Origin of the sequence: Vibrio chagasii (assembly GCA_041879415.1) — a bacterium.
Lineage (GTDB): Bacteria > Pseudomonadota > Gammaproteobacteria > Enterobacterales > Vibrionaceae > Vibrio.
Genome location: CP090852.1, coordinates 806,278 through 828,259 on the forward strand (window position 1 = coordinate 806,278; position 21,982 = coordinate 828,259).

At 44.1% G+C, this 21,982-nt stretch carries 19 protein-coding genes; 14 read left to right on the forward strand and 5 right to left on the reverse strand.

Annotated elements, in window-relative coordinates:
- Positions 1-352: 352 nt before the first annotated feature.
- The gene (locus L0991_17515; protein ID XGB65327.1) at positions 353-1,570 is read left to right on the forward strand and encodes an acyl-homoserine-lactone synthase; all 1,218 of its coding nucleotides are present in this window, start codon (positions 353-355) and stop codon (positions 1,568-1,570) included.
- On the forward strand, positions 1,563-4,184 hold the full coding sequence (locus L0991_17520; protein ID XGB65328.1) for a hybrid sensor histidine kinase/response regulator: 2,622 nt from the start codon (positions 1,563-1,565) through the stop codon (positions 4,182-4,184). The genes L0991_17515 and L0991_17520 overlap by 8 nt, the downstream gene beginning before the upstream one ends.
- A 143-nt stretch (positions 4,185-4,327) precedes the next feature.
- On the opposite strand, the gene L0991_17525 is transcribed toward L0991_17520, so the two are convergent.
- Positions 4,328-5,521 carry an MFS transporter gene (locus L0991_17525; protein ID XGB65329.1) on the reverse strand — a complete coding sequence of 398 codons (1,194 nt, stop codon included), beginning with the start codon at positions 5,519-5,521 and terminating at the stop codon, positions 4,328-4,330.
- Between the two features lie 100 nt (positions 5,522-5,621).
- The gene (locus L0991_17530) at positions 5,622-6,371 is read right to left on the reverse strand and encodes an AraC family transcriptional regulator (GenBank protein ID XGB65330.1); all 750 of its coding nucleotides are present in this window, start codon (positions 6,369-6,371) and stop codon (positions 5,622-5,624) included.
- 319 nt (positions 6,372-6,690) lie between these two features.
- Here L0991_17530 and L0991_17535 point away from each other — a divergent pair, with 319 nt between their 5' ends.
- The 12 genes from L0991_17535 to L0991_17590 all read left to right on the forward strand — a co-directional run bounded on the left by L0991_17535 (position 6,691) and on the right by L0991_17590 (position 18,787).
- On the forward strand, positions 6,691-8,022 hold the full coding sequence (locus tag L0991_17535; protein XGB65331.1) for an MFS transporter: 1,332 nt from the start codon (positions 6,691-6,693) through the stop codon (positions 8,020-8,022).
- A gap of 123 nt (positions 8,023-8,145) precedes the next feature.
- Positions 8,146-9,027, forward strand: coding sequence for a DMT family transporter (locus L0991_17540; protein XGB65332.1), 882 nt, complete (start codon positions 8,146-8,148; stop codon positions 9,025-9,027).
- 231 nt (positions 9,028-9,258) lie between these two features.
- A complete protein-coding gene (locus L0991_17545) occupies positions 9,259-9,504 on the forward strand; it encodes a hypothetical protein (GenBank protein ID XGB65333.1) in 246 nt (81 codons plus the stop codon).
- A 222-nt stretch (positions 9,505-9,726) separates the two neighbouring features.
- Positions 9,727-10,626, forward strand: coding sequence for a LysR family transcriptional regulator (locus L0991_17550; protein ID XGB65334.1), 900 nt, complete (start codon positions 9,727-9,729; stop codon positions 10,624-10,626).
- Between the two features lie 159 nt (positions 10,627-10,785).
- Positions 10,786-11,094, forward strand: coding sequence for a DUF3302 domain-containing protein (locus L0991_17555; GenBank protein ID XGB65335.1), 309 nt, complete (start codon positions 10,786-10,788; stop codon positions 11,092-11,094).
- Positions 11,094-12,212 carry an HlyD family secretion protein gene (locus tag L0991_17560; GenBank protein XGB65336.1) on the forward strand — a complete coding sequence of 373 codons (1,119 nt, stop codon included), beginning with the start codon at positions 11,094-11,096 and terminating at the stop codon, positions 12,210-12,212. The genes L0991_17555 and L0991_17560 overlap by 1 nt, the downstream gene beginning before the upstream one ends.
- A gap of 68 nt (positions 12,213-12,280) precedes the next feature.
- Entirely contained in the window at positions 12,281-12,523 is a 243-nt protein-coding gene (locus L0991_17565) for a hypothetical protein (protein XGB65337.1), read from the forward strand.
- A gap of 147 nt (positions 12,524-12,670) precedes the next feature.
- Entirely contained in the window at positions 12,671-13,660 is a 990-nt protein-coding gene (locus L0991_17570) for a zinc-dependent alcohol dehydrogenase family protein (protein ID XGB65338.1), read from the forward strand.
- A 215-nt stretch (positions 13,661-13,875) separates the two neighbouring features.
- Positions 13,876-14,586 (forward strand): ABC transporter ATP-binding protein, encoded by a 711-nt coding sequence (locus L0991_17575; protein ID XGB65339.1) that lies wholly within the window; start codon positions 13,876-13,878, stop codon positions 14,584-14,586.
- On the forward strand, positions 14,573-17,083 hold the full coding sequence (locus L0991_17580) for an ABC transporter permease (GenBank protein XGB65340.1): 2,511 nt from the start codon (positions 14,573-14,575) through the stop codon (positions 17,081-17,083). Before L0991_17575 ends, L0991_17580 begins: the two co-directional genes overlap by 14 nt.
- Complete coding sequence (locus L0991_17585) at positions 17,083-18,213, forward strand: carotenoid 1,2-hydratase (protein XGB65341.1); 1,131 nt, start codon at positions 17,083-17,085, stop codon at positions 18,211-18,213. Before L0991_17580 ends, L0991_17585 begins: the two co-directional genes overlap by 1 nt.
- Positions 18,214-18,361: 148 nt before the next feature.
- Positions 18,362-18,787, forward strand: a complete 426-nt coding sequence (locus L0991_17590; GenBank protein ID XGB65342.1) for a hypothetical protein — start codon at positions 18,362-18,364, stop codon at positions 18,785-18,787.
- Positions 18,788-18,905: 118 nt separating this feature from the next.
- Here the strand turns inward: L0991_17590 and L0991_17595 are convergent, their stop codons facing one another.
- The 3 genes from L0991_17595 to L0991_17605 form a co-directional block, all read right to left on the reverse strand.
- Entirely contained in the window at positions 18,906-19,700 is a 795-nt protein-coding gene (locus L0991_17595) for an endonuclease (protein ID XGB65343.1), read from the reverse strand.
- A 278-nt stretch (positions 19,701-19,978) separates the two neighbouring features.
- Positions 19,979-21,211, reverse strand: coding sequence for a PAS domain-containing methyl-accepting chemotaxis protein (locus L0991_17600; GenBank protein XGB65344.1), 1,233 nt, complete (start codon positions 21,209-21,211; stop codon positions 19,979-19,981).
- A 131-nt stretch (positions 21,212-21,342) separates the two neighbouring features.
- On the reverse strand, positions 21,343-21,921 hold the full coding sequence (locus L0991_17605; GenBank protein ID XGB65345.1) for a DUF2913 family protein: 579 nt from the start codon (positions 21,919-21,921) through the stop codon (positions 21,343-21,345).
- Between the last annotated feature and the right edge of the window lie 61 nt (positions 21,922-21,982).

Sequence of the window (21,982 nt, forward strand, 5' to 3'; positions counted from 1 at the left end):
TTGCGTATTAATTATGAGATTGCTTCAAAAAATAGATATTTTGTATCAGTTTATAAAACCAAAGGTTTATGCTCGCTAGCTACATGTTAGGCTGAGCGTATGAATGACGCCTAAGTTATTGAGAAGAAACTAATTTAGCACTTCATAAACTAGAAAAGTTCTGTTGTTAAGAAAATACGCAAGTAGTAGACTTGCGCTCGATTATGCAACTTGTTTTCATTTCATAGACACAAGCAACGTTATTTATACACAACGAAAATAACGTTAGTTCAAGGCTTACATAATATAAGTGTCAGGAAATAAGTGCAGATCGAATAAAAATAATTATATAAACCTAGGCTAGGTTCACACCATGAAATTACTGTCGTCTTTAGACTCGCTGTTGGCTAGCGATGAGTCTATCGAAATAAAGCAACATATATTGATAGATCTCGTAATCAATACTTATCAGCCACAACAACGCACAACTCTTTTCCAAACCGTTACTGACTATCGACGAAACCTCCTTGAGTCTTTGTTCCCGGAGCACCAAAACAAAAGCCTGTCAGTGTTGTTTGAGTTGATGGACTATCGCGATCTCATTCAGCGATATCCAAGCACTTTGGCGCCTGAATTGGTTTTGTTAGAGAAGGCAGCAAGCCAATGTTATATGTCATGGTTAGACTTTTGGTGTGAATCTGAGATTGCCGCAATAAAGGAAAAATCTCCGCTTGGCGATGGCCCGATCTCAACGATGGATCTGCCGATCCAAGATTGTGCGTATTATGGTGCGATCATTGAACATATCGAAGCTGACCCACTCATGGTACAGACGCCATGTCATCCACAAGCCATGCCTATCAATGATGCGATTGCTTTAAGTAATCTAGAGATCTTCATAAAGGGTGAAAAATGGTATGAGATGCTGCCTTTATTGCACCTTTCGCAATCGGGTAAACACTTTGTCTTACTCAAGCACCCTGTCGATGAGCCCTTCCCAACACTGGTCTCTTCCGCACTCATTCAAGATTGGTCGAAGAATGAAACCTGGTTAAGCTACGCGCCAGTGTTCAGTAATGAACACTGGCAATACTGCTTACCTGAGCACGGCTACCAACAACTTTCAGAATTGCAGCTTTTCACGCCATCGACACTGTCAAAGTGTTACTCTCTGCCAGAATTTGATAGTACATTCCAGTTACAATTGTTCGATGCACAGGCTATATGTGAAGTGTTGCGACTTACCGTCAGTGGTAATACTCAACAAAAACTCTATTTCCTCTACCTTGCTCAAAAAGAGCTGATGAGCGTTCTACATCAAATAGGTTATAAAGTTGGCTTCACCATTATCGAGCAACCTTTCATGCTTCAGTTTTATCAATCTATCGACCCAAGAGCCTATTTCCACTCTGGTTTTTGCGAGTTGAATGCAGACGGCACTACCATCTATCGTGGTTTTTGGAATTTCGAAAGGATGGTCAACGAATTCAATGACACCGATTTTCGTCGCTACAAACAGGCAGTGCGTAGCAGCCGAAAGCTGAGATCGACAAAAACACCAAGTTCAGTAAAAAAGGATGAACATGTTTGATTTCGGTTTAGAGGCGATTGTTTATGCCAAAGCGATAACGCTTCTCGCGACCGTTGCGGTCGTAGTGATGTGGTTACTCTACTATTGCTACTGTCTCAAGCAGAAAGGGAAAAACATTGCAGGGACACACCACGTTCCCTACATCGCCTATTCTGTCTGTATTGTTGCTTGGATTAGCAGCAATGCCTACTTCCATACCGATTTACTGCCAGAGCTCGGGTCTTCAGCAGCGGTATTCGCAGCTAAATTTGCCAACCTAGCCTCATGCTTTGCCTTTGCTTTTGCCTACTACTTCTCGTGCCAGCTTGCGGCTGAACAACGTAATGGCAAGGTACACCTATGGCAACAAGCCATCTTCGTCAGCTTTAGCGTCTATTCATTTTTTATCAACCTTAGCCCGAACTTAACCGTTGAAGACGTCACCATTTTTGGTCCAAGTCTATTTGTCATCGAGTTCGGCCCGCATACGCCTTACTTCTTCACAGGAATGATCAGCTTAGTGGTGTTAACCCTTTGCAATCTGGTAGCGATGCGCGCCAACAGCAGCAAACTGGTACTCGCCAAAACCAGCTACATGATCGCCGGTATCTTAGTATTCATGCTGTCTACTGCAACCATTCACCTCGGCATGACGTACTTCTTGAGAGACTTCTCACTGACTTGGTTACCACCAGCACTATCAATCAGTGAAATGCTGTTTGTAGGCTACGCGCTTTTAACCTCTCGCTTCTACAGTGTGAAATATCTTGCTTACATGAGCCTTAATGCGTTGTTAGTCTGCGCGATATTGGTGATACCGTTCGGCGCGATATTCATCCCTCTGACCGACGATAATCAGTGGCTAATCGCAATCCCGATCTGCGCGATGATTGGCATCACATGGCACGTACTCTACAAGCGTGTCAGCCGCTATGCCTCTTTCTTTGTTTACGGAAACAAGAAAACCCCAGTACAACAAATACTGGCCTTAGAAGAAGACTTTAAGCTGTCGATTGATGATGCGATGCGCCGTTTAGGTCAGCTGTTGCAAATCCCTGAAGACAAACTTCGCCTTGTTAATAGCAATTACAACGAAACCTTCTACGAAGACTATCTTTCAACAAACAAGTCAGTTCTCGTGTTCGACGAGTTATCACAAGAACTTGATTACACAGCACCTTCCAAACTTTCGCTCAAAGCGCTGTATGACAAGATGAGTTCGAACAATACCGCCTTGGTTATGCCGCTGTTTGGGCAAGGGAAGTCAGTCACTCATTTATTGGTATCGTCGCACAAGAGCAACGATCAAATGTTCTCTAACGAAGAGATCTCGGCGCTGCAAACCCTGCTTACTCGCGTTCAAAGTACCATAGAAGCCGATAGACGCATCCGTCAAAGTCGAGCGCTCGCCAACTCTATTGCTCATGAAATGCGTAACCCGCTTGCCCAAGTTCAGCTGCATTTTGAGATCTTGAAGCAGCACATCGAAAACCAAGCACCAGCAAAGCAGATCCACCTGGATATTGAGAACGGGCAAGCTGCTATTCAACGTGGACGACAGTTGATTGATATTATCCTAAGAGAGGTTAGCGACAGCTCATCTGAGCAAGGTCCTATCCTGATGACCTCGATTCACAAAGCAGTGGATCAAGCCGTCAGCCACTACGGGTTTGAAAACGAGAAGATCATCGAGCGAATTCGCTTGCCGCAACATGCTGACTTTGTTGCCAAGCTAAACGAAACCTTATTCAATTTCGTGATTTTCAATCTGATCCGCAATGCGATTTATTACTTTGATTCGTACCCGGATAGTCAAATTGAAATCAGCACCCAGATCGGTTCTTACGAAAACGTTCTAATCTTCCGAGATACTGGACCAGGTATCGACGAAACCATTACACATAAGATCTTCGACGATTTCTTCTCTTATCAGAAAAGCGGTGGTAGTGGCTTAGGATTAGGCTATTGCCAACGTGTTATGCGTTCATTTGGTGGCAGAGTTGAGTGCAAATCGAAGCTTGGGGAATTTACTGAATTCCACCTGTACTTCCCGGTGGTACCTAATGCGCCAAAAGCAGATGCCCTACGCACGCCCTATTTCAACGACTGGAAGCAAGGCCAAGTCGATGCAGAAGAGACTAGCGAAGAGATCAGCGCAGCAACCCCGCAAGCTCACGGCACCCAAACGGAAGAACACTGCACGGACTCAGTGGCAACACAAGTAACAACCAACGGGATAGCGCCAACCGTGCTCATCGTTGATGATAAAGAGGTGCAACGTACCCTTGTTCAGATGTATCTAAGCAGACTAGGCGTAAACAGCCTGCAAGCCAAAAATGGGGAAAATGCCGTCGAACTGTTCAGAACACACCAAGTTGATTTGATACTCATGGATGTACAAATGCCAGTCATGAACGGTTTTGACGCAAGTCAGATCATCAAGGCTCGTTCACCTAACACACCAATCATTGCGCTTTCTGGTGAGTCGGGGCAACGTGAGTTAGACATGATCAACCAATTGATGGATGGTCGGTTAGAGAAGCCAACATCACTAGATGCATTGCAGGTTGTACTCGACAAATGGCTGTACAAAAACACGGCAACAGAGGCTTCCAAAGAAGCGGAGAGTGAATAGTTGGTTACCCATTATTGGTGGCTGATAAGCGCATCAATAGTTAATCAAAAATCCCCTCAGAAGTTTATTTTGAGGGGATTTTTTTGTGGTTACAATTAGGTGGTCAAATTGTCAATTCAACCTGTTATCTAACCCGGACTTGGTTAAGCGAGCGGCACTTCATACGTTTTTCGCTGGCACATGTACATAATAATAATTGCAACGCAGCTAATTAGAGACAATAACCAGCAGCTCAACACCATCACCTCGTGAGTTGCTGGAACGAGGGATAAACAAAACGTAAAACCAAATGCTCCAATCATCTGAAGAGCACCATAGATAGCACCAACCTGCCCCTTATGATTAGGAAACAGATACAATGCCGAAACACCTGCTATTGCTAATAAGAATGCGGAACCAAAAGCCATCACCGCAAACCCAAATAACATTATTGAGTAGCTATGCAGCAAAAGGCTTAATGTTATGACAACGCTACCCAAAACCTGAATCAGCCCACCATAGACTAGAGTCATATTTTCGCTGATACGATGTTTCAGAAACTGGTTCCAAATCAATCTGGATACTACGCTACTCACTATCAAAACCATTGACCCAACGCCATAATCCGCGGCCGTCAAATCAAACTGATTCTGAGCAACAAAAGAACCCGTTACTTGGAAAAGTAATAGACAACTTGTCCCGCTAAACATCATTGCCAAGTAACACAGAAACGTGACGTTCGATGTGATGAAAGCATAGTCTTTTAGTATCTGTTTTGGCTTAATGGCATCTCGATTCTTGTGACTGATCGTTTCACGTTTCATGACTGAAATAATCAATAGCGTTGCAATCGATAAACATGCCATGAAGACAAAATTACCTCGCCAACCAAAGTGCTGAGTCAGATATCCCCCCAAAATGAGCGTTAGACCAGGTAGGCTCATAAATAGAATCCCATACCAAGCAAGTATCCCCATGAGTTCAGACTTGCTGAATGCGTCTTGAAGGATAGTGCGGCAAAGTAGATAAAGGCCACCAACACCTAAGCCTTGGATTACCCTGCCCAGCAATAGAAGATTTATGCTGTCAGCCATAAGAGATGTCATCGAACCAATAACAAAAATCACAGATGAAAGAACTGCGACGGGCTTTCGTCCATACCGCTCAGACAACGGTCCGCAAATTAGCTGACTGCATGCTAAAGCGATAAAAAACAGGCTCAAAGTCTGCTGTACTAACGCCTCTGATGTGCGCAGTTCACTTTGTATATCTGGAAAGCTTGGCGTATACATACTCGATGCAAAAAAATAGCTCGATGCCATTAAGATGCTGATAAATATAATAGTTATTTTAGACACTCGATTTCCCATAAACGTTAAGAACAGAGCATCATGTTAAAAAGATCCTCAAACTAAGTTTTTGGGTGAAACGCCACGATGTTTACAATTTACGCCAGGTTTAATTCTGGGGTGCTTTTTTCTGATGTTCTTTAAATGCAGTAGAGAAAGCAGATAGGCTTGAGTACTCAAGGTCGAATGCAATTTCAGTAGCACTAATCCCTTTTGCCATCATTTTCTCAGCACGCTCCATCACTACTTTTTGGCGAATCTCCCTAAAAGATGCTTTGAAGCTAGCCAGAAAAAGTCGGTTTAAAGTACGTACAGAAGCCCCTGTTTGTTTAGACAAATCTGAGATAGATAACTTAATACTCGGCTTATTTGATAATGCATCAATTACCGGTAGCAGCCTTCTATCCATACCTTCCTTTGCAATTAGCGGATTGTCGACTGTCTTACAGAGGGTGCATTGATCCATGAGTACCTGAATATAATGAGGCTCAAGCTTTGGCTCTGGCCCGCCATTTTCCCATAAGCTGAAAAGTTGAGTAACGATGGGAGAAATATCCAAGATACATATTTCGGTGAGTTCAGGGATTGAACCTAGTGGTAGGCGAAGTAAGGAGACCTGTGACTGCTTTAAGGCATCGGCACGATGTGGTACTCCAGCTGGAATATAAATTAAAGAGCCGGGCATAGAGAGCAAACTATCCTTGTCAGTAGAGATAATTTGACAACCTTGATGTATAAAAACTAAGTGCGAGTAATCATGGCTGTGAATCTCACTCGAATAATGAGATTCATAATGTTTAACCATCACCTGATGATCATCCAAATTAATTATCTCCCCCAGCCTTTCATTAAGATGCATCCAAGTATCACTCCTATTTTGAATCGGCATTCCCTTCATATTCTCAAGTCATCGATGAATCGAGTCTAGTTCTCTGACACTACCTCAGATAAACGCGGAATAATTTATATATTACGACAACTCTTATCGATGACACGACAATAGGTCGGAACAATGCTTGTCCCCTAGTCGTTTCACTTCAAAAAGGAAAATATAAGCCCCCGCACCAGCTGAATACTCTGTTACTAGGTTAGGCATCGATCATTTTTGAACAATTTCATGATTTAAAAGGAGAAAAGAGTTATACATAATAATGTGTTATTTAATCGACTAATTCATCATGACGCTCAAAGAAATCCTAAAAATTCCCAATGTTCGCTACTTCCTAATGTTTCGAAGCAGCTACTTTGCGCGTTTTTATTACCCAGTATTCACTCTACTCTACTTAGATTACGGCCTAACCCTTTCGCAATTTGCCATGCTTAACGTAGTGTGGGCGGCGACCATTGTGCTTGCTGAAGTCCCATCTGGCGCATTTGCTGACACCTTGGGTCGTAAGAAGCTAGTTGTACTCTCTTCCCTTGTGATGTTTGTTGAAATCGCCATGATTGCCTTAGTGCCCACCGAAAACCCAAACTTGGTGTTCATGGTCTTTTTGGTCAACCGGATACTCAGTGGATTAGCGATGGCATTGGCAAGCGGTGCTGATGAAGCACTGGCGTATGACACTTTGAAAGAACAAGGCAATGAGGAGCTGTGGCCTCGTGTGTTGCAAATCCAGCTTCGTATCGCCTCAAGCGTCGGCATCTTTGTCACTTTAATTGGTGCTGCGATGTACGATGTAAACTTCATGACGAACATTTTCCATACTCTAGGGTTAACCGCGCCGGAAAGTACCAAAGACCTAATGCGTATCCCTGTATTCGCCACTTTATTGGTTGCACTACTCGCGATTTATGCTGCGGTAAACATGCATGAAGAAAAGAAAGTGATGCCAAATGGTCAAACTAAATTAGCCACAACCATGGCCAGCCTTAAGCTCACTGCTGACACAGGTAAGTGGGTACTCGCTACGCCCTACGTGCTTTTCATACTGCTCTACTACAGCCTGTTCGAACACACATCGCGCATGTTCCTCACTATGAACAGCCAATACTATCTTGCCATTGATATTCCAATTATTTACTTCGGTTTTATTGGTGCGGGGATCAGTCTATTAAAAATCATTTTGGCAGGCCAAAGCCGCAGACTGGCAGAAAGTATCGAGCCGAAAACCTTTATTATCGTCATGGGCTTAGCAAGTATCGCTACCTATTATTGGATCAGTTTGGGCTGGTCGTTCTATGGGGTAATTCCTGCACTGGTACTGATCTTTATCATCATGACGATGAACATTTTTATCAGTTACCATCTGAACAAAAAGACCGAGTCGCATAACCGAGCCACGGTTCTTAGCTTCAAAGGTTTGATGTTTAACCTCGGATATGGGCTGATCGGTATTTTGTATGCTTACTACTACAAATTAGTTTCTAACAATTACACCGAGCAAGAGATTGAGCAAAACCTCGCGTTCTTGGCGTCGCTATCTTCGTTCTGCTATTACTTCGCCTTTCTGTTCGTATTAATCAGCGGGTGGTTCTACTTCAAAAACAAAAAGACACCCATCTTTTAAATTTCAGTGCCATACCAAATCGGGGCAAAGGTGAAGCTCTGCTCATAAAAAGACCGCTTCCACTTCTCAGCAGGTAATTTTTTGTTAACATAATCATTAAATTACCTCACACACGGAAGCGTCATGTCTTTTAGTTGGATCGCCTTTACCCTGCTTGCTGCCTTCAGCCAATCTTGGCGTAATGCCTTTCAAAGCAAACTGAGTGGCACCATGAGCGTAGCTGGTGTGACGCTGGCAAGATTTATATGGGCGGGTCCGATCGCCCTGCTCTACCTCTACGCTTTGTATCAATGGCAGCCAGTATCCGCGCCGAACTTTTCCGGTGAGTTTGTTTTCTATGTCGTTGCAGCCGCAATCATGCAGATCCTCGCGACTGGTTTGATGGTGATACTATTCAAGCTTGAAAACTACGCCATAGGTGCAGGGCTTGCCAAATGTGAAGCTCCTGTTTCTGCTGTACTTTCCGTGTTGTTTTTTGGCACAGCGTTGACGGTTACAGGCTGGATCGGCGTATTAATCGGCACATTGGGCGTACTCATCATGAGTAGCGCTTCTGGTTGGCGAAGCCTCTCTCCTAAAGTGTTTTGCTTGGGCATGGCATGCAGCACCGCCTTTGCACTAACCTCGCTTTGGGTACGTGAAGCGAGCTTAAGCATTGGACTTCCTTTCCCTCATAGCGCTGCTTGGGTGCTGTTTTTGGTCATTAGCCTGCAGACATTAATTATCTGTACTTTTCTCCTGATTAAAGAGCCAGATACGTTGCGTCTGATATTCAAAAAATCAAAACTGGTTGTGATGACAAGTTTAGCGAGTGTGATTGGCTCTCTTGGCTGGTTTAGCGCGATGTCTCTTCAAGCCGTGCCATACGTGAAAACATTAGGCCAAGTCGAAGTGGTCTTTATGGTGTTAATCTCCTACTTCTGGCTAGGACAGAGCATTGCCCGCAAAGACATTCTTGCGCTGATATTGCTTTCAGTCGCTGCAATCTTGGTGATGTGGCAGTAGAGGCTATGTTGCAATAGAAAGCTACGTGATAATAACGAGTTATGCGCTAATAAAGAGCTAAATAGCAATAAACAGTAAGGTTCCAACAACCCATTCAGTAACCCTCTCCAAACCTTTACGCCGTCTAAAAATTATACGATGGCGTAAAATGATAAATACCGACCTCACATAATTTTTATAGTGCGCCTATCAGCTATCAACGCATAACTTTAGCCAATAGGAAAACAATCTATGAAAACATTTGTTCAAATCACTCTAGCCACGATCCTTGCAACAACGTCAATGATGACACTGGCAGAACCGGCGGCAACAAACGATGCGCCATCACAAGCATCGACCACAACAGTGAAGCATGAGGCAATGACAATAACGCTTACAGATAAGCATTTTACGCCTTCAAATAAAGCCGAAACAGCCGACAATCAACAGCTCACACAAAATCACGATACAGAGTCAGCATCAAAGCCAGCCATTTAGAAACCGACAACAAACTCAAACCATTAATCAACGATTCAGCGAGAGCGTTCACATCAAATTGGGTGTGGACGGTATCATTATGAAAACAGGAGCAAACGAGTCACTCGCGACAGCGTTAGTTTATTGTCAGAAAATCGATAACCACGATACTGATAGCTAGAATTAAGCCAAGATTCAACCATAATCTAATTATCGTTAACCTCAGCTTAACTGGTTTATACAATGGATCTTAATCTTCTCAAAACTCTCGATGCGGTAATGAAGGCGCGTAGCGTTAACCTTGCGGCAGAAGCATTAGGCATTTCAGCCCCTGCAGTCAGTCAATCTCTCAACCGATTGAGAGAGCAATATAACGACCCTTTGTTCATACGAGAAGGACGTGGTATTGCTCCAACGAACTTTGCTATTGAGCTGCACGCGGAAGTACAAGAGCCTTTGAATTTACTGTTGAATGGATCAAAGTCTCGCCAGCATTTTGATGCCAAGAATAGTCGTCGCACTTTTCGGATATCCAGTCACAAAGACATCGACATATTGGTCGTGCCCACACTAAACAAGCACCGAAGCGAGCATGCACCTAATACCAATATTGAAGCTGATATTGAGCACCTTGATGAACAATCAAGACAAGCCGATTTAAGGCAGCGCAAAGTCGATGTGATCTTATCTACCGTTCCCTTAGAGGAGCATGGCTATGACAACCTTAAGCTGTTTGAGCAACGCCTTGTTGTGGTGTTAAGCGCGGATCATCCTCGCATTCAAGGCAGCATAACAATGGACCAATTTTTTGCCGAAGAACATATCATTTGGCAAACGCAAAGAATGAATGACTACACGCTCAACTCAGTCAGCAACATCCCGCTCCCCGTACGAAAAGTCGCTTACAAAACCAGTTCTGCCCTCACTGGATTAGTCTTAGCGAGCCAAACCGATTGGTTATGTGTGACAGCCAGTTCCATTGCAGAGAAAGTGTCTAAAAACGATAAATATCAAGTCATTGAGTTGCCATTCTCGACTGAGCCCGTGCCCATTTACATGACCTGGCATCATTCTCAACGCAACGACAACGGGCATAAATGGTTTCGTGATGCTTTGATTACAGCGACACAAGCCATTAACTAAACCTTACCTAACATCAAATTAAGCCAAACCACCCTATGGATTAATTAATACTTAAATGTCATTTAACCTTTACTCTATCGATTGAGTAAGGGGAAGCTTCTAAGCTCTCTAGTATTGCTGAAATTAATGGTCGATTTCATCCGTAATGGAGAGAACCCTATGAACCTTACTTTAGATTACTTATCTTTGGGTATTCTGATCCTCGTACTGCTGATCTTGGTGTACGGGCTCGTTGTTATTCACGATATTCCTTATGAAATTGCGGTAAAACGCAACCACCCTCATCAAGATGCTATCCATGTAGCAGGCTGGATCAGCCTCTTTTTCTTGCACGTAATGTGGCCACTGCTTTGGGTATGGGCCATGTTAAGTGAGCCATTAAAAGTAGCGAGTACAGAACAATCAAAGCTCGATGAACTCGAAAAACGAATCAATGCATTGCAAGCGAAAAGCGAGGAGGAACTGTAATGGAAACCTTGATAATTCTTAGCTACATCGCATTGTGTGTGATTGTATTTCGCGTCTTAAAGCTACCTAAAAATAAGTGGACGATTACCACAGCGACAGTCATTGGGGCTTTCTTAGTGGGTTGGATCTTCTTATACATGGCGATGTATCAGCCAGTAGCACGCGTAGCTGGCGTGTATAGCGTCACTACTCCAATCACCTCTGAAGTCTCTGGCGAAGTCACCGACGTTTTTGTAAAAGGTAATGTTGCTTTGAAAAAAGGCGACCCTTTGTACCAAATCGACCCGACACCATTCCAAGCAAGTGTAGACAAAGCGCAAGCGCAAGTAACCGCCACTAAAGCCTCCATTGATGAACTACTGCTCTCCAAGCAAAACATCCGTGAGTCGATCAAGAAAACCGACGCCCAGCTTGTCTTCAATCAAAAAGAATTGAATCGTTTTAATAAGTTGGCAAAACGTGATTTTGCATCTCAAACAAAAGTAGACAAATTTACTGACACAATTGCAGAGCTCAACGCTGTTCAGGCACAAAACCACATTCAATTGAACGTCATTGATTCGAAGATTGCACAGCAGTTGGCTGCAAAGAAAATTCACCTTGCAGAGCTCGATAAAGCTCAGTTTGATCTCGGTAAAACCTTGGTAGTTGCGCCGACAGATGGCTATGTAACACAAGTGGCGTTACGTCCGGGTATGAAGAGTCGTGTCGTTCCTTTTCAAGGAAACCTAACGTTTGTGCACAAAGAATCTAAAACTATTATCGCGGCATTCAAGCAAAACCCTGCACGTTATATTAAGCCAGGCTACGAGGCAGAAGTGACCTTCAAAACCATTCCTGGTCATGCCTACCGAGCAAAAGTCGTCGATGTACTGGATATCTTCAAGCAAGGTGCAGTGACACCCTCGGGGAATCTCAACGATCCGATTCAGAGAGTCGGGGGACGCGTCTTAGTAAAAGTAGAACTTGTTCAGCCAGAGTTACTGGACGGTCAGCCGCTTCCTGCTGGCACAGATGCCCACGTCGCGGTGTATTCCCCAAAATGGGAAATGTTCTCTATCGTACGTAAAGTGATTCTTCGTATGCAAAGTTGGCAAAACTGGGTTTTTGAAGGTTAACAACTCTCTTCAAAACAATAACTTGTGAATTTAGTGTCTTTGAATTCAAACCAGTAGAGAAAACCAGAATGAACTCAACCCATACCACTAATAAAACCGTCAAGAGCGTGCTTGTCGCGCTCTTATTACTCTTCACGAGTATGACGTTTGCTGGATATATAGTGTTTTACGACAACGACGCACAACTTTCAGCTGACAGCGCTATAAAAAAAGCGGACACCGTGTTAATCATTGACGAACACGATGTAATCCAAAGCAAAGACCGTCATAACTGCGATATCACTATGATCCAACAACGATTATTAAAGTAGCCCTAGAGTAGGCAATAAAGTACATAGACACACTGAAGCGACTTGGTTGAATGGCGACGGTCTGGCATGATGTGGCTTGCATTGATGGGAAGTCATCGTCCTGCCATACAATGCCTATCCGTACCGCCAAACTAAAGTGCTCAAGCCATGTCTGAAATCAAGCAAAATACCCGTATCAATCAGTATCGTTTCGGGCAGCCGAAAGAGTCCCTCAAGATCGAATATGTCACTTTAGGAACACTCGATAAAGATAAGGTTCGAGTACAGATTGAAGCGACCAATATTAACCCAAGTGACCTGTTGTCGATTCATGGTGTGGGGCAATATAAACACAGCCACCAGCCGCCCAGAGTACCGGGGTTTGAAGCAGTTGGTACGATCTTAGAGTCTCAACATGCTGATTTTACTGTGGGTCAGCGAGTGCTGGTGGCGACAAGTGGAACATGGCAAAGATACGTCGATGTTTCACCTGACAACCTTTTCCATCTTCCCCAACATCTAGATAACGGCTACGCATGTCAGTTATACATTAATGCGCTCACCGCGTGGGTACTGACGACAGAAGTGGCGAAGTTGACCAAAGAAGATGTGTTGATCATCAATGCCGGCAGTTCAGCGATTGGTAAGATTTTCTCCCAATTATCAAGGTCACTTGGATTTCAAATCATCGTCGTCACGTCACAACCCAAGCGCGCTCTTACGACTTCAAAACATGTGTTGGATGCCCAAAATGACTTAGTTGCACAAATCCAGCAACTTGGCCTACCGCAACCAACGGTTGCCTTTGATGCGATTGGCGGTTCACCCGGAACCGAGCTTATGCACACGCTGGGCAAACAAGGGCGCTTTATCAACTATGGGACGCTCTCTCTGGATTTTTACGAACCACGTTTCTTCGAGTATGCTAAAAACCAAGCTATCGAGTTCAGCACATTTTTCTTACGTTATTGGGAAGAAGCTGAAGGTAAAAAAGTGCGCCGAGCCCAGTGCGAGTCCATGCTCGAACACTTCATCAAAAACGAGATTCAACTCGATGTCGACCGTTGTTTTCCGCTAGATCAAGTTCAGACAGCGATTGATCTTATCGAATCGAAAACCACACGATTGGATGGCAAGATCATCCTGCTCCCCTATTAGCACACAAGGTGCACTCGGAAGTTGTTCCTTTCTATCAACAACTTCCACCTGCCACTGATCTATTCCTCCTCTTTTAAAGTACAAGTTACTAATAATTCGATATAAATCGCTCTAAATCCTCAAATTGTCGTCTACAGTTTGATAGAGCCTATCGTGATATTAATCGCCAATGCTTAACACCTTTGATGGTCGCGTTTTGATTACAAGGAGAGGAAATGGAAAGCCCAGTTGTCACACTGCAACAGGCCAGTAAGAGCTTTATTGATGGCAAAGAGAGCCATCAAGTGCTGGACAATATCGACTTCAATCTAGGGACTGGTGTCAGCATTGCTTTGACTGGTTCGAGTGGCAGTGGCAAGAGTACTCTACTCAATTTAATTGCGGGCTTTGAACCACTTTCAGAAGGCGAGTTATGGCTCGATGGTGAAAATACCTCAGCTTGGAAAGACCAACACTGGAGCCGTTTCCGCCATCAAAAGCTCGGCGTTATCTTTCAGCAGTTCAACCTGCTCACCCCACTCAATGTAAAACAAAACATCGCCTTTCCATTGCATTTAAACCAACAGAAATGGGGAGCTTGGTGTGATTACTTAGTGGAAGCATTAGGCATCAGCGAACTACTTAATAGACACGTATCAGCCCTCTCTGGTGGCCAGCAACAGCGTGTCGCTATCGCTCGAGCATTGGCTCATAAACCTAAACTTTTGCTTGCAGATGAGCCCACCGGAAACCTAGATCATAAAGCAGGGTTGGAGGTGATGAGATTACTAAGTGAGATCACAACACAAGGCAACACCGCTGTATTATTGGTGACGCACAGCCCTGAATGCGCCGACTTTATGCAGAGACAGCTGATCTTGGACAATGGAAAACTCAAGCATGTAGGCCAAAATCAAAGCAGTGAGATGACTCATGCCAAAGGCTAATTCTACTAATACGCCTGCTCGCTTATCGATCACGTACACCAAACTGACGCTAAACCTATTCGCGGCGCATTATCGACATGCTCCTTTGCAAGCTGCGGCGATCTTGATTGGTATTGTGTTGGCCGTCACTTTATTTGTCGCAGTACAAGCCATCAATTTGAATGCCAAACGCAGCTATGCAGAATCTACCGAGCAACTGAGCGCTCAGGCTCAGAACCTAATCATCCCACCAGCAGGACAAAACTACTTACCTGAATCGCTCTACTTCAAGCTAAGACAAAACGGACTTAGCGCGGTACTACCTGTGATTGAAGGGCGTGTGAGAGACGAGCAAGGACGTCGTTGGTCAATCCAAGGTAGTGAGCTTATCGCCGCACTCACCTCAAGATCTCGCTACTCCGAAGAGAACGAACAAAACATATCGCTTTTTGATAATGCACTTCCCCTAACTCAGCTTTTAGCAGGCGAGCCCATAGTGATGATGAGCCAGTCGCAGCACCAAGGCTTAGACGAAGTGGACACGCTGATTCTCGATGACATTGTGACCCAAGTGGTTGTTCTGCCTGATGAGTGGCAACTGGGGAGTCGAATGCTGATGGACATAGGATTCGCTCAACAACTGCTCAACAAACAAGGTCAACTGAGCTATATCGCCGTTTTTAATGTCGAGAACCAAGCACAAGATAACTGGCAGAATCTCATCGCAGAGCAAGGGCAATGGATCACCAATAATCAAAGTACCGACCTTGGCTCCATTACAGACAGCTTTCACCTCAACTTGACGGCCATGAGCTTACTCGCGTTCTTGGTTGGTTTGTTCATCGCTTATAACGGCGTGAAATACAGCTTACTGAAACGTAATCGGCTGTTAGTACAAATTCAGCAAGCAGGCGTTTCACCAAGCATTGTGTTTTCTGCTTTGCTCATTGAACTTACCGTTCTTGTCACCCTAGGAGCTTCACTCGGTTTCATTTTGGGTATTCAATTAAGCCACTGGCTCCACCCCACCGTGGCGATCACGCTGGAACAACTTTACGGAGCAACACTTCTGCCTGGCACATGGCAGTGGTCTTGGTTAGTTCAAGCCTTATTACTCACCTTAGCCGCCACACTTGCTGCCTGCTGGCAGCACTTTAAACAACGCATTCACCAACCGCTCTCCTCTCATGGTGGCTTTTATCAAGCGCCAGAGGCTTCAAACGAAAACCAACTGTTTATCATCGGAATAACACTCACGGGTATCGCATTAGCTGGCTTGTGGCTTAGCGAACACCACCGTTTCACTATGGCGTGGCTTGGCGTATTAGTGGTATCTATTCCTTTGTATTTGCCTAAAACGCTCAGCGTATTAGCAAATTGGAGTGAACAGCGCACTCAGTCGGGGTTGATGCAGTACCTGTTTGCTGAATTGAGAGAGCTCATCTCTCCACTCTCCCTTGCCATGATGGCGCTGCTTCTTGCTGTAACGGCTAACATGGGAATGAATACCTTAGTAGGCAGCTTTGAAACCACCCTAAAGCAATGGTTAGAACAGCGGCTGCACGCCGACATTTACGTTAGTCCAGCTCAAGGTGAAATCGCTAATGTAGAGCGTGCGTTAGAACAGTTTGAGAACGTTGAAACCGTTTATAAGCAATATTATGTCGACGATAACCTACAAGGCTTGCCCACGTTACTCGGCACCAAAGACAAAGATACATTAGCGCAAACCATGGTGTTCCAATCGCAGCTTGATAACTTTTGGCAACGCTTCTACCAGGGTGAATTAGTAGCGATCAGCGAACCCACTGCGGTGAAGCTTGGTTTGTCTCTAAACAGCGAACTTAAGCTCGACTCTATTCCAAACAAATCACTAGTCGTCGGGGCGATTTTCCACGACTACGGCTCGCCCAATGGCGAGGTATTGCTTGCTCCTAACTTATGGTTTGAAAGCGGTTTTACTCACTTGCCGACTAGCCTAGGGGTTAAAGTCTCTGGTGACCAACAACAAGTCTACGAACAGCTACGCCAGCAATTGAACTTGCACCCAAGTCAGCTCTATGACCAAGCGCAGATCAAATCCCTCGCTTTGGATATCTTTTCACAAACGTTCGCCATCACACGCGCACTGAATGGCGTTACCTTGATGGTTGCCGTCATTGGCCTGTTCTGTGCGTGTTTTATGCTGCTCGATGCTCGTAAGGCCGCTATCGCAAGGTTGTATGCGCTTGGCGTAAGCCGCAAAAAGCTGATGGCGATGGTTCTCGGGCAGATCATTGTGCTTGTGACTTTTACTTTGATTATCGCCATCCCGCTAGGTGCTATGGTTGGCTACGTACTAACAGACATCGTCACCCTTCGCGCCTTCGGTTGGAGCTTAAATTATCAGTGGAATTGGAGTGATGCGCTCAGCATTTCCTTCATCACAATTATTGTGGCTGTGATTGCAACACTCATTCCCCTATGGCGCTTGGTCAGTAAGCCTGTGGTGTCCAGTTTGCAAAGTGAGGTGTTGTAATGAACATTGGCTTGAAGAGTAAGTTAATCAGACTATCTGCTCTCTCACTGGGTCTGCTATCTCTATGGGGTTGTGACAAGGTCGAACCGAATTCCGCTCAAAACATGGGATCAATACTCGGAGGGAACAGCGAGCAACAAAGTGATCAATTCAGTCCCGTCATTAGAGGCGCTGAACTCACCTTCCCCGAAGACCATCAAGCACACCCGAGTTTCCGTCATGAATGGTGGTATTTAACCGCCAACCTCATCAATGAGGACGGCAACACACTAGGCGTACAATGGACACAGTTTCGCTTTGCCGCAGCGCCAGAAAACATCGCCGAACAAAACAAGTTAACCGCATGGCAAAGCCAACAGATCTACATGGCGCACAGTGCCATCACCACCGAAGACAAACACTACGCCGATGAAAAATGGTCACGCGATCAAGCTGAACTGGCAGGAGTAAGCACATCACCATTTCGTGTCTATCTTGATGATTGGCAATGGACATCTTCTACCGATGACTTGTTCCCTGCCACATTGAATGCTAACTCAGAGCAGTTTGGCTACTCGTTAAGACTGATTAGCAACGCTCCCTACCAAAAACAAGGAGAGCAAGGCTACAGCACCAAAAGCAGTGACGGAAAAGTCGCATCCTACTACTACAGCCAGCCATTCATCGATGTATCAGGCAACGTGACGATTGATGGTGTGACGCATCAGGTTTCAGGTAAAGGTTGGATAGACAGAGAATGGAGCTCGCAGTTCTTACTCGACTCTCAACAAGGCTGGGATTGGTTTGCACTTAGGCTCAGTGATGAAACCAGCCTAGTCGTGTTCCAACTGCGAAACTCGGCGACAGGCGAAGCCAACTATGCTCACGCAAGATTGATGCAGCAAGATGGCTCTGGTACTGCCATTTCGCAGCAAGACATTACTCTCACCGCCACCAAACAAACAGTAATTGATGGGCGCGATTATCCAACAGAGTGGCAAATATCAATTCCAACGAAAAACATAGAACTGACAGTCTCGGCACTCAATCCCAAAGCAAAAATGCCACTATCGGTTCCCTATTGGGAAGGTCCAATCTCAATTAAAGGAACACACTCAGGTTCGGGCTATATGGAGTTGACTGGGTACTAGGCATACCAACACAAACATCGCTTTAATCCATACTCATGCATTACAAAAAGTTTTGATCTTTTCAACTAGCTGCCAAATTTGTTAGATAACTAATTGTTATTAAAGGGTAGAATAGCTGAAATGTAATTCAATATTGTGGAGTGTATATTTGTTAAGCATTGGAAACGTATCAGGGTTACTGAGTTTAGCTAGAGTGCTATCAGTCCCTTTTATGACTGTGGGGGTGTTAAATCAATTTGGTTTTGAATTCTTTCCAGACTTAATCAAAGGTGCAATTTGGTCACCCTTACTTATGGTTGTATTAACGACGTTTTGTGTATTTTTAATGTCTGAGATTATCTTTCAATCCATTTTAGTAACTGACTATGTATTGGCGAAGTTACTAGGATTTATCAATTATCAGGTTGGTATGTTCCTTGTCCTTATGTCAGCATCGTTTACATCAATAGGGTTACTCGGGTTTTATAAGCCAGTAGAGCTTGTTGATATTGAACAGTCGGCTTTATTTGGATTTGGGGCGTATGGACTTTATTTGCTCGACGTGCACTTTAAAGCAAAGAAGAGTTTGAGCTAAAAATTACATAGCAAGCGTTAAATTTCAAAGCCACTAGTCACATTAAAAAGCCATCACTTAGATGGCTTTTTATTTTATCGAAGATATAGCTACCGATTAATCTTGTTCAGATGACCTATCAGCCTTCACAGCGACCGTCATATATGTCATTTACCCAGCTTGGGTTATCAATGAACGGGTTGCGGTTACCTTGCCATTTGACGGCTTTTTCATGGCGATTACGTTCCCAATCATCGACAGGGTCTGCGTTATGCCATTGTAGTAATGTGCACAGCTTTCCAACCTTAGGTTGCCCTGAAGAGCTCGACGTGTCATCAACTAAGTACAAATCCGGCATTTTCGCGTTATTGCCTTCATAGCGTACCGCCATGTAGAAAAGCGAACGAGCGGTATCCCCTTTCACTGCGTCACGAGGTTCAAAGCTGTCGTAATCCGTCTTGTTGAGCGGTGACTTTTTCAATGGCGCTCCACCAAAATCGAAGTCTTTGTTCGACCGGATAGAGTTAATCTCTGCGTCGGTTGGTTGAAGGTGGTGAATGTCGGTATAACCCCACTGATCTTTGCGCTTGAATCCAAAAGATTTTGGCCAAAGGTGTTCACGATTCCAAGCATTCTTGTCGTTGTTGCCTGATGACGTAAAGTCTTTGGATTGTGAACGACCACTATAATACAAAATCACATTGTTCGGATTATTCGGATCTTCGTTAGTATCTTTCAATGCAGACCACACCTGAGTGTAAGTGAGTTGCTTTTGCCCGCGAGCAGCAATCACACCAAGCATGTCTTTTAAGGCATTGCCGCTTAGCCCCTCAGCTTCAAGGTAGTAACCATCAGGGTAGCTAATATTAGCAAGCGCAACTGGACTAAGTGCCGTCGAAATCAGCAAGAGGCTTAGATTTAAACGCATTTTCATTGTTTTATTATCCTTGTTATTGTTGTTATTCACCCACTATTGATGAGTGCCCTCATACTCTACAAAACACAATTTATATGCAATCTGTTTGTTTATAAATCTTACTCGAGCTATAGCCTTAATATTTAAGCCGTAAGGTATAGCTGTGCACAAACCTGCAATGAGCCATGCTTGATTGAAGGTATTTAGGGTTGGGGTGCTTACTCCCGAACGCGAATAAGCTGCTTTTGTTAATGATGCAGAGCGAAAGTGAATCACTTACGCCCTGCTATCTTCGGTTAAGTTAAGTTCGAGACAGATCTAGCCACGTCTTCCGCGCCTTTTTGTATCTCTTCGATAACAACAGATACGCTTTCAAGCCTATCGTTTGTTTCGATAGACGATTGACTGATAACTTCCATAGATTGCGTAATGTCGTTGGTTAGAGATAAGTTCTCTGCAACCACTCGACTGATTTCTTCTGTTGAGTCGGATGTTCTCGAAGCTAAAACCCTGACCTCATCAGCAACCACGGCAAAACCACGGCCGTAATCTCCAGCCCTAGCCGCCTCAATGGCCGCATTAAGTGCCAATAAATTCGTTTGATCAGCAATATTGCCGATGACCTGCACGATATTTTCGATGCTGCCCGATAATTCGGTCAGTCGACGAATTAGCTTTTCAGACTTCTCGATATCTTCAACCACATTTTTAGACAGCTCACGGGTCAGAGCGAGAGAAGATTGCCCATCGCTTGCCACTTGTGCTGTCTCTACCGCGGTACTGTAAGCAATAGACGTCGCATCTGAAGTCGCCTCTTCTTGCAGCACTTCATTAGTAATATCAGAAGCAAACTTAACGACTTTATAGACGTCACCTCGCTCGTTCTTTATTGGGCTGTAAGAGGCTTGAATCCAAACTTTTCCACCATGTCGATCTTTTCTTAAGAAGCGCCCAGTAAATGCTCGACCCGATTGCAGCTCTTTCCAAAAGTTAGGGTTCTCTTTGTAAAATTCGTCAAAACAGAACATCCGATGATTCTGCGAAATAACCTGTTCTTTTGAATAATCCAAGGTTTTCAGGAAGTTGTCATTTGCATCTAAGATATTGCCATCAGGCGTAAACGAAATAGTCGCAAAGGTTTGGTTGAGCGCGTCTAATAACTCACTGTCTAGCGTCTGCTTTACATGAGACTCGGTAACATCAGCGGCAACTTTAACGACCTTTTGCACTGCCCCATTTGAAATGATTGGGCAATACGTCGCATCAATATGGACTTGTCGCTTTCCCTTCGCGTAACGAGGAAAAACACCGCTTTTCTTTGAACCTGCAGCAAGGTCTCGCCAAAACTGCGTATAGTGAGAAGTATTCACTATCTCGTCAGAGCAAAATAGTGAGTGATGTTTACCTTTTATTTCATCCAGTGAATAGCCCATCAGTGATAAGAATGGCTCACTCGCGTCTAACACATGCCCGCGAGTATCAAACGACACCATTGCTAAAGAACGATTCAATGAATCAACAATATCCATATTGTGATCAGGTTGATCTATGCTTTTTTCCTTCTTTTTAAAAAAAATGATACTGTCCACCTTCAAAAATAATAATTGGTTTTATGTTTTATACCCTTAGTAAATAAGGACTAAATTCCTATCGCGCCAAGTTAGTTAACGACAGAAAGGTCTACGATTGGCAAACTGCTAGTAGGATGCGTGTTGAGTTCGACTTTATGAAAGCCAAACAGTTGGACAATATGAATAAAGTTGTCCACGTTAATATTGGATAAACTGACCGATAATGGCTTAATCTGTTGTTGCTCATCAGAGAAGCATTGCTCTAGATGCGCCTGCGAGACATATAAAGTACTAGGAAGATATTCGGACACACCTTCATTAAGGTCTGCCGTTATCCCGTGATCTTCTCTCAAATATTCAAGTAGATAGTGAAGCTTATGCATGTCATTCAACCTATCTCTGTAGCTTTGGGATAGCTCTCTAAGCTCACATAAACGCTCTTCAAGTAAGGCTGTACCATACTTGCCAGCCTGTATGATCGACTTTATCTCTTTCTTAATTGTTTTATATTTGATCTTATTTATTTTTGGCTTAAACCAGCGCACCAATATCTGGTTTCGGACATCTCTAGAAACATGATTTCTTGAGTTGGCAACCGAAATCCAAAGGTGCAATAAAGCGTTGTCTATCGTGGTTGAGAGTAAACGCTCGTATTTGTAACTCGACATTGTCACTCTTTATTTTCGAACTGCTACGTTCTGTAAAATCAACGAGGTTAATTACCTTGCC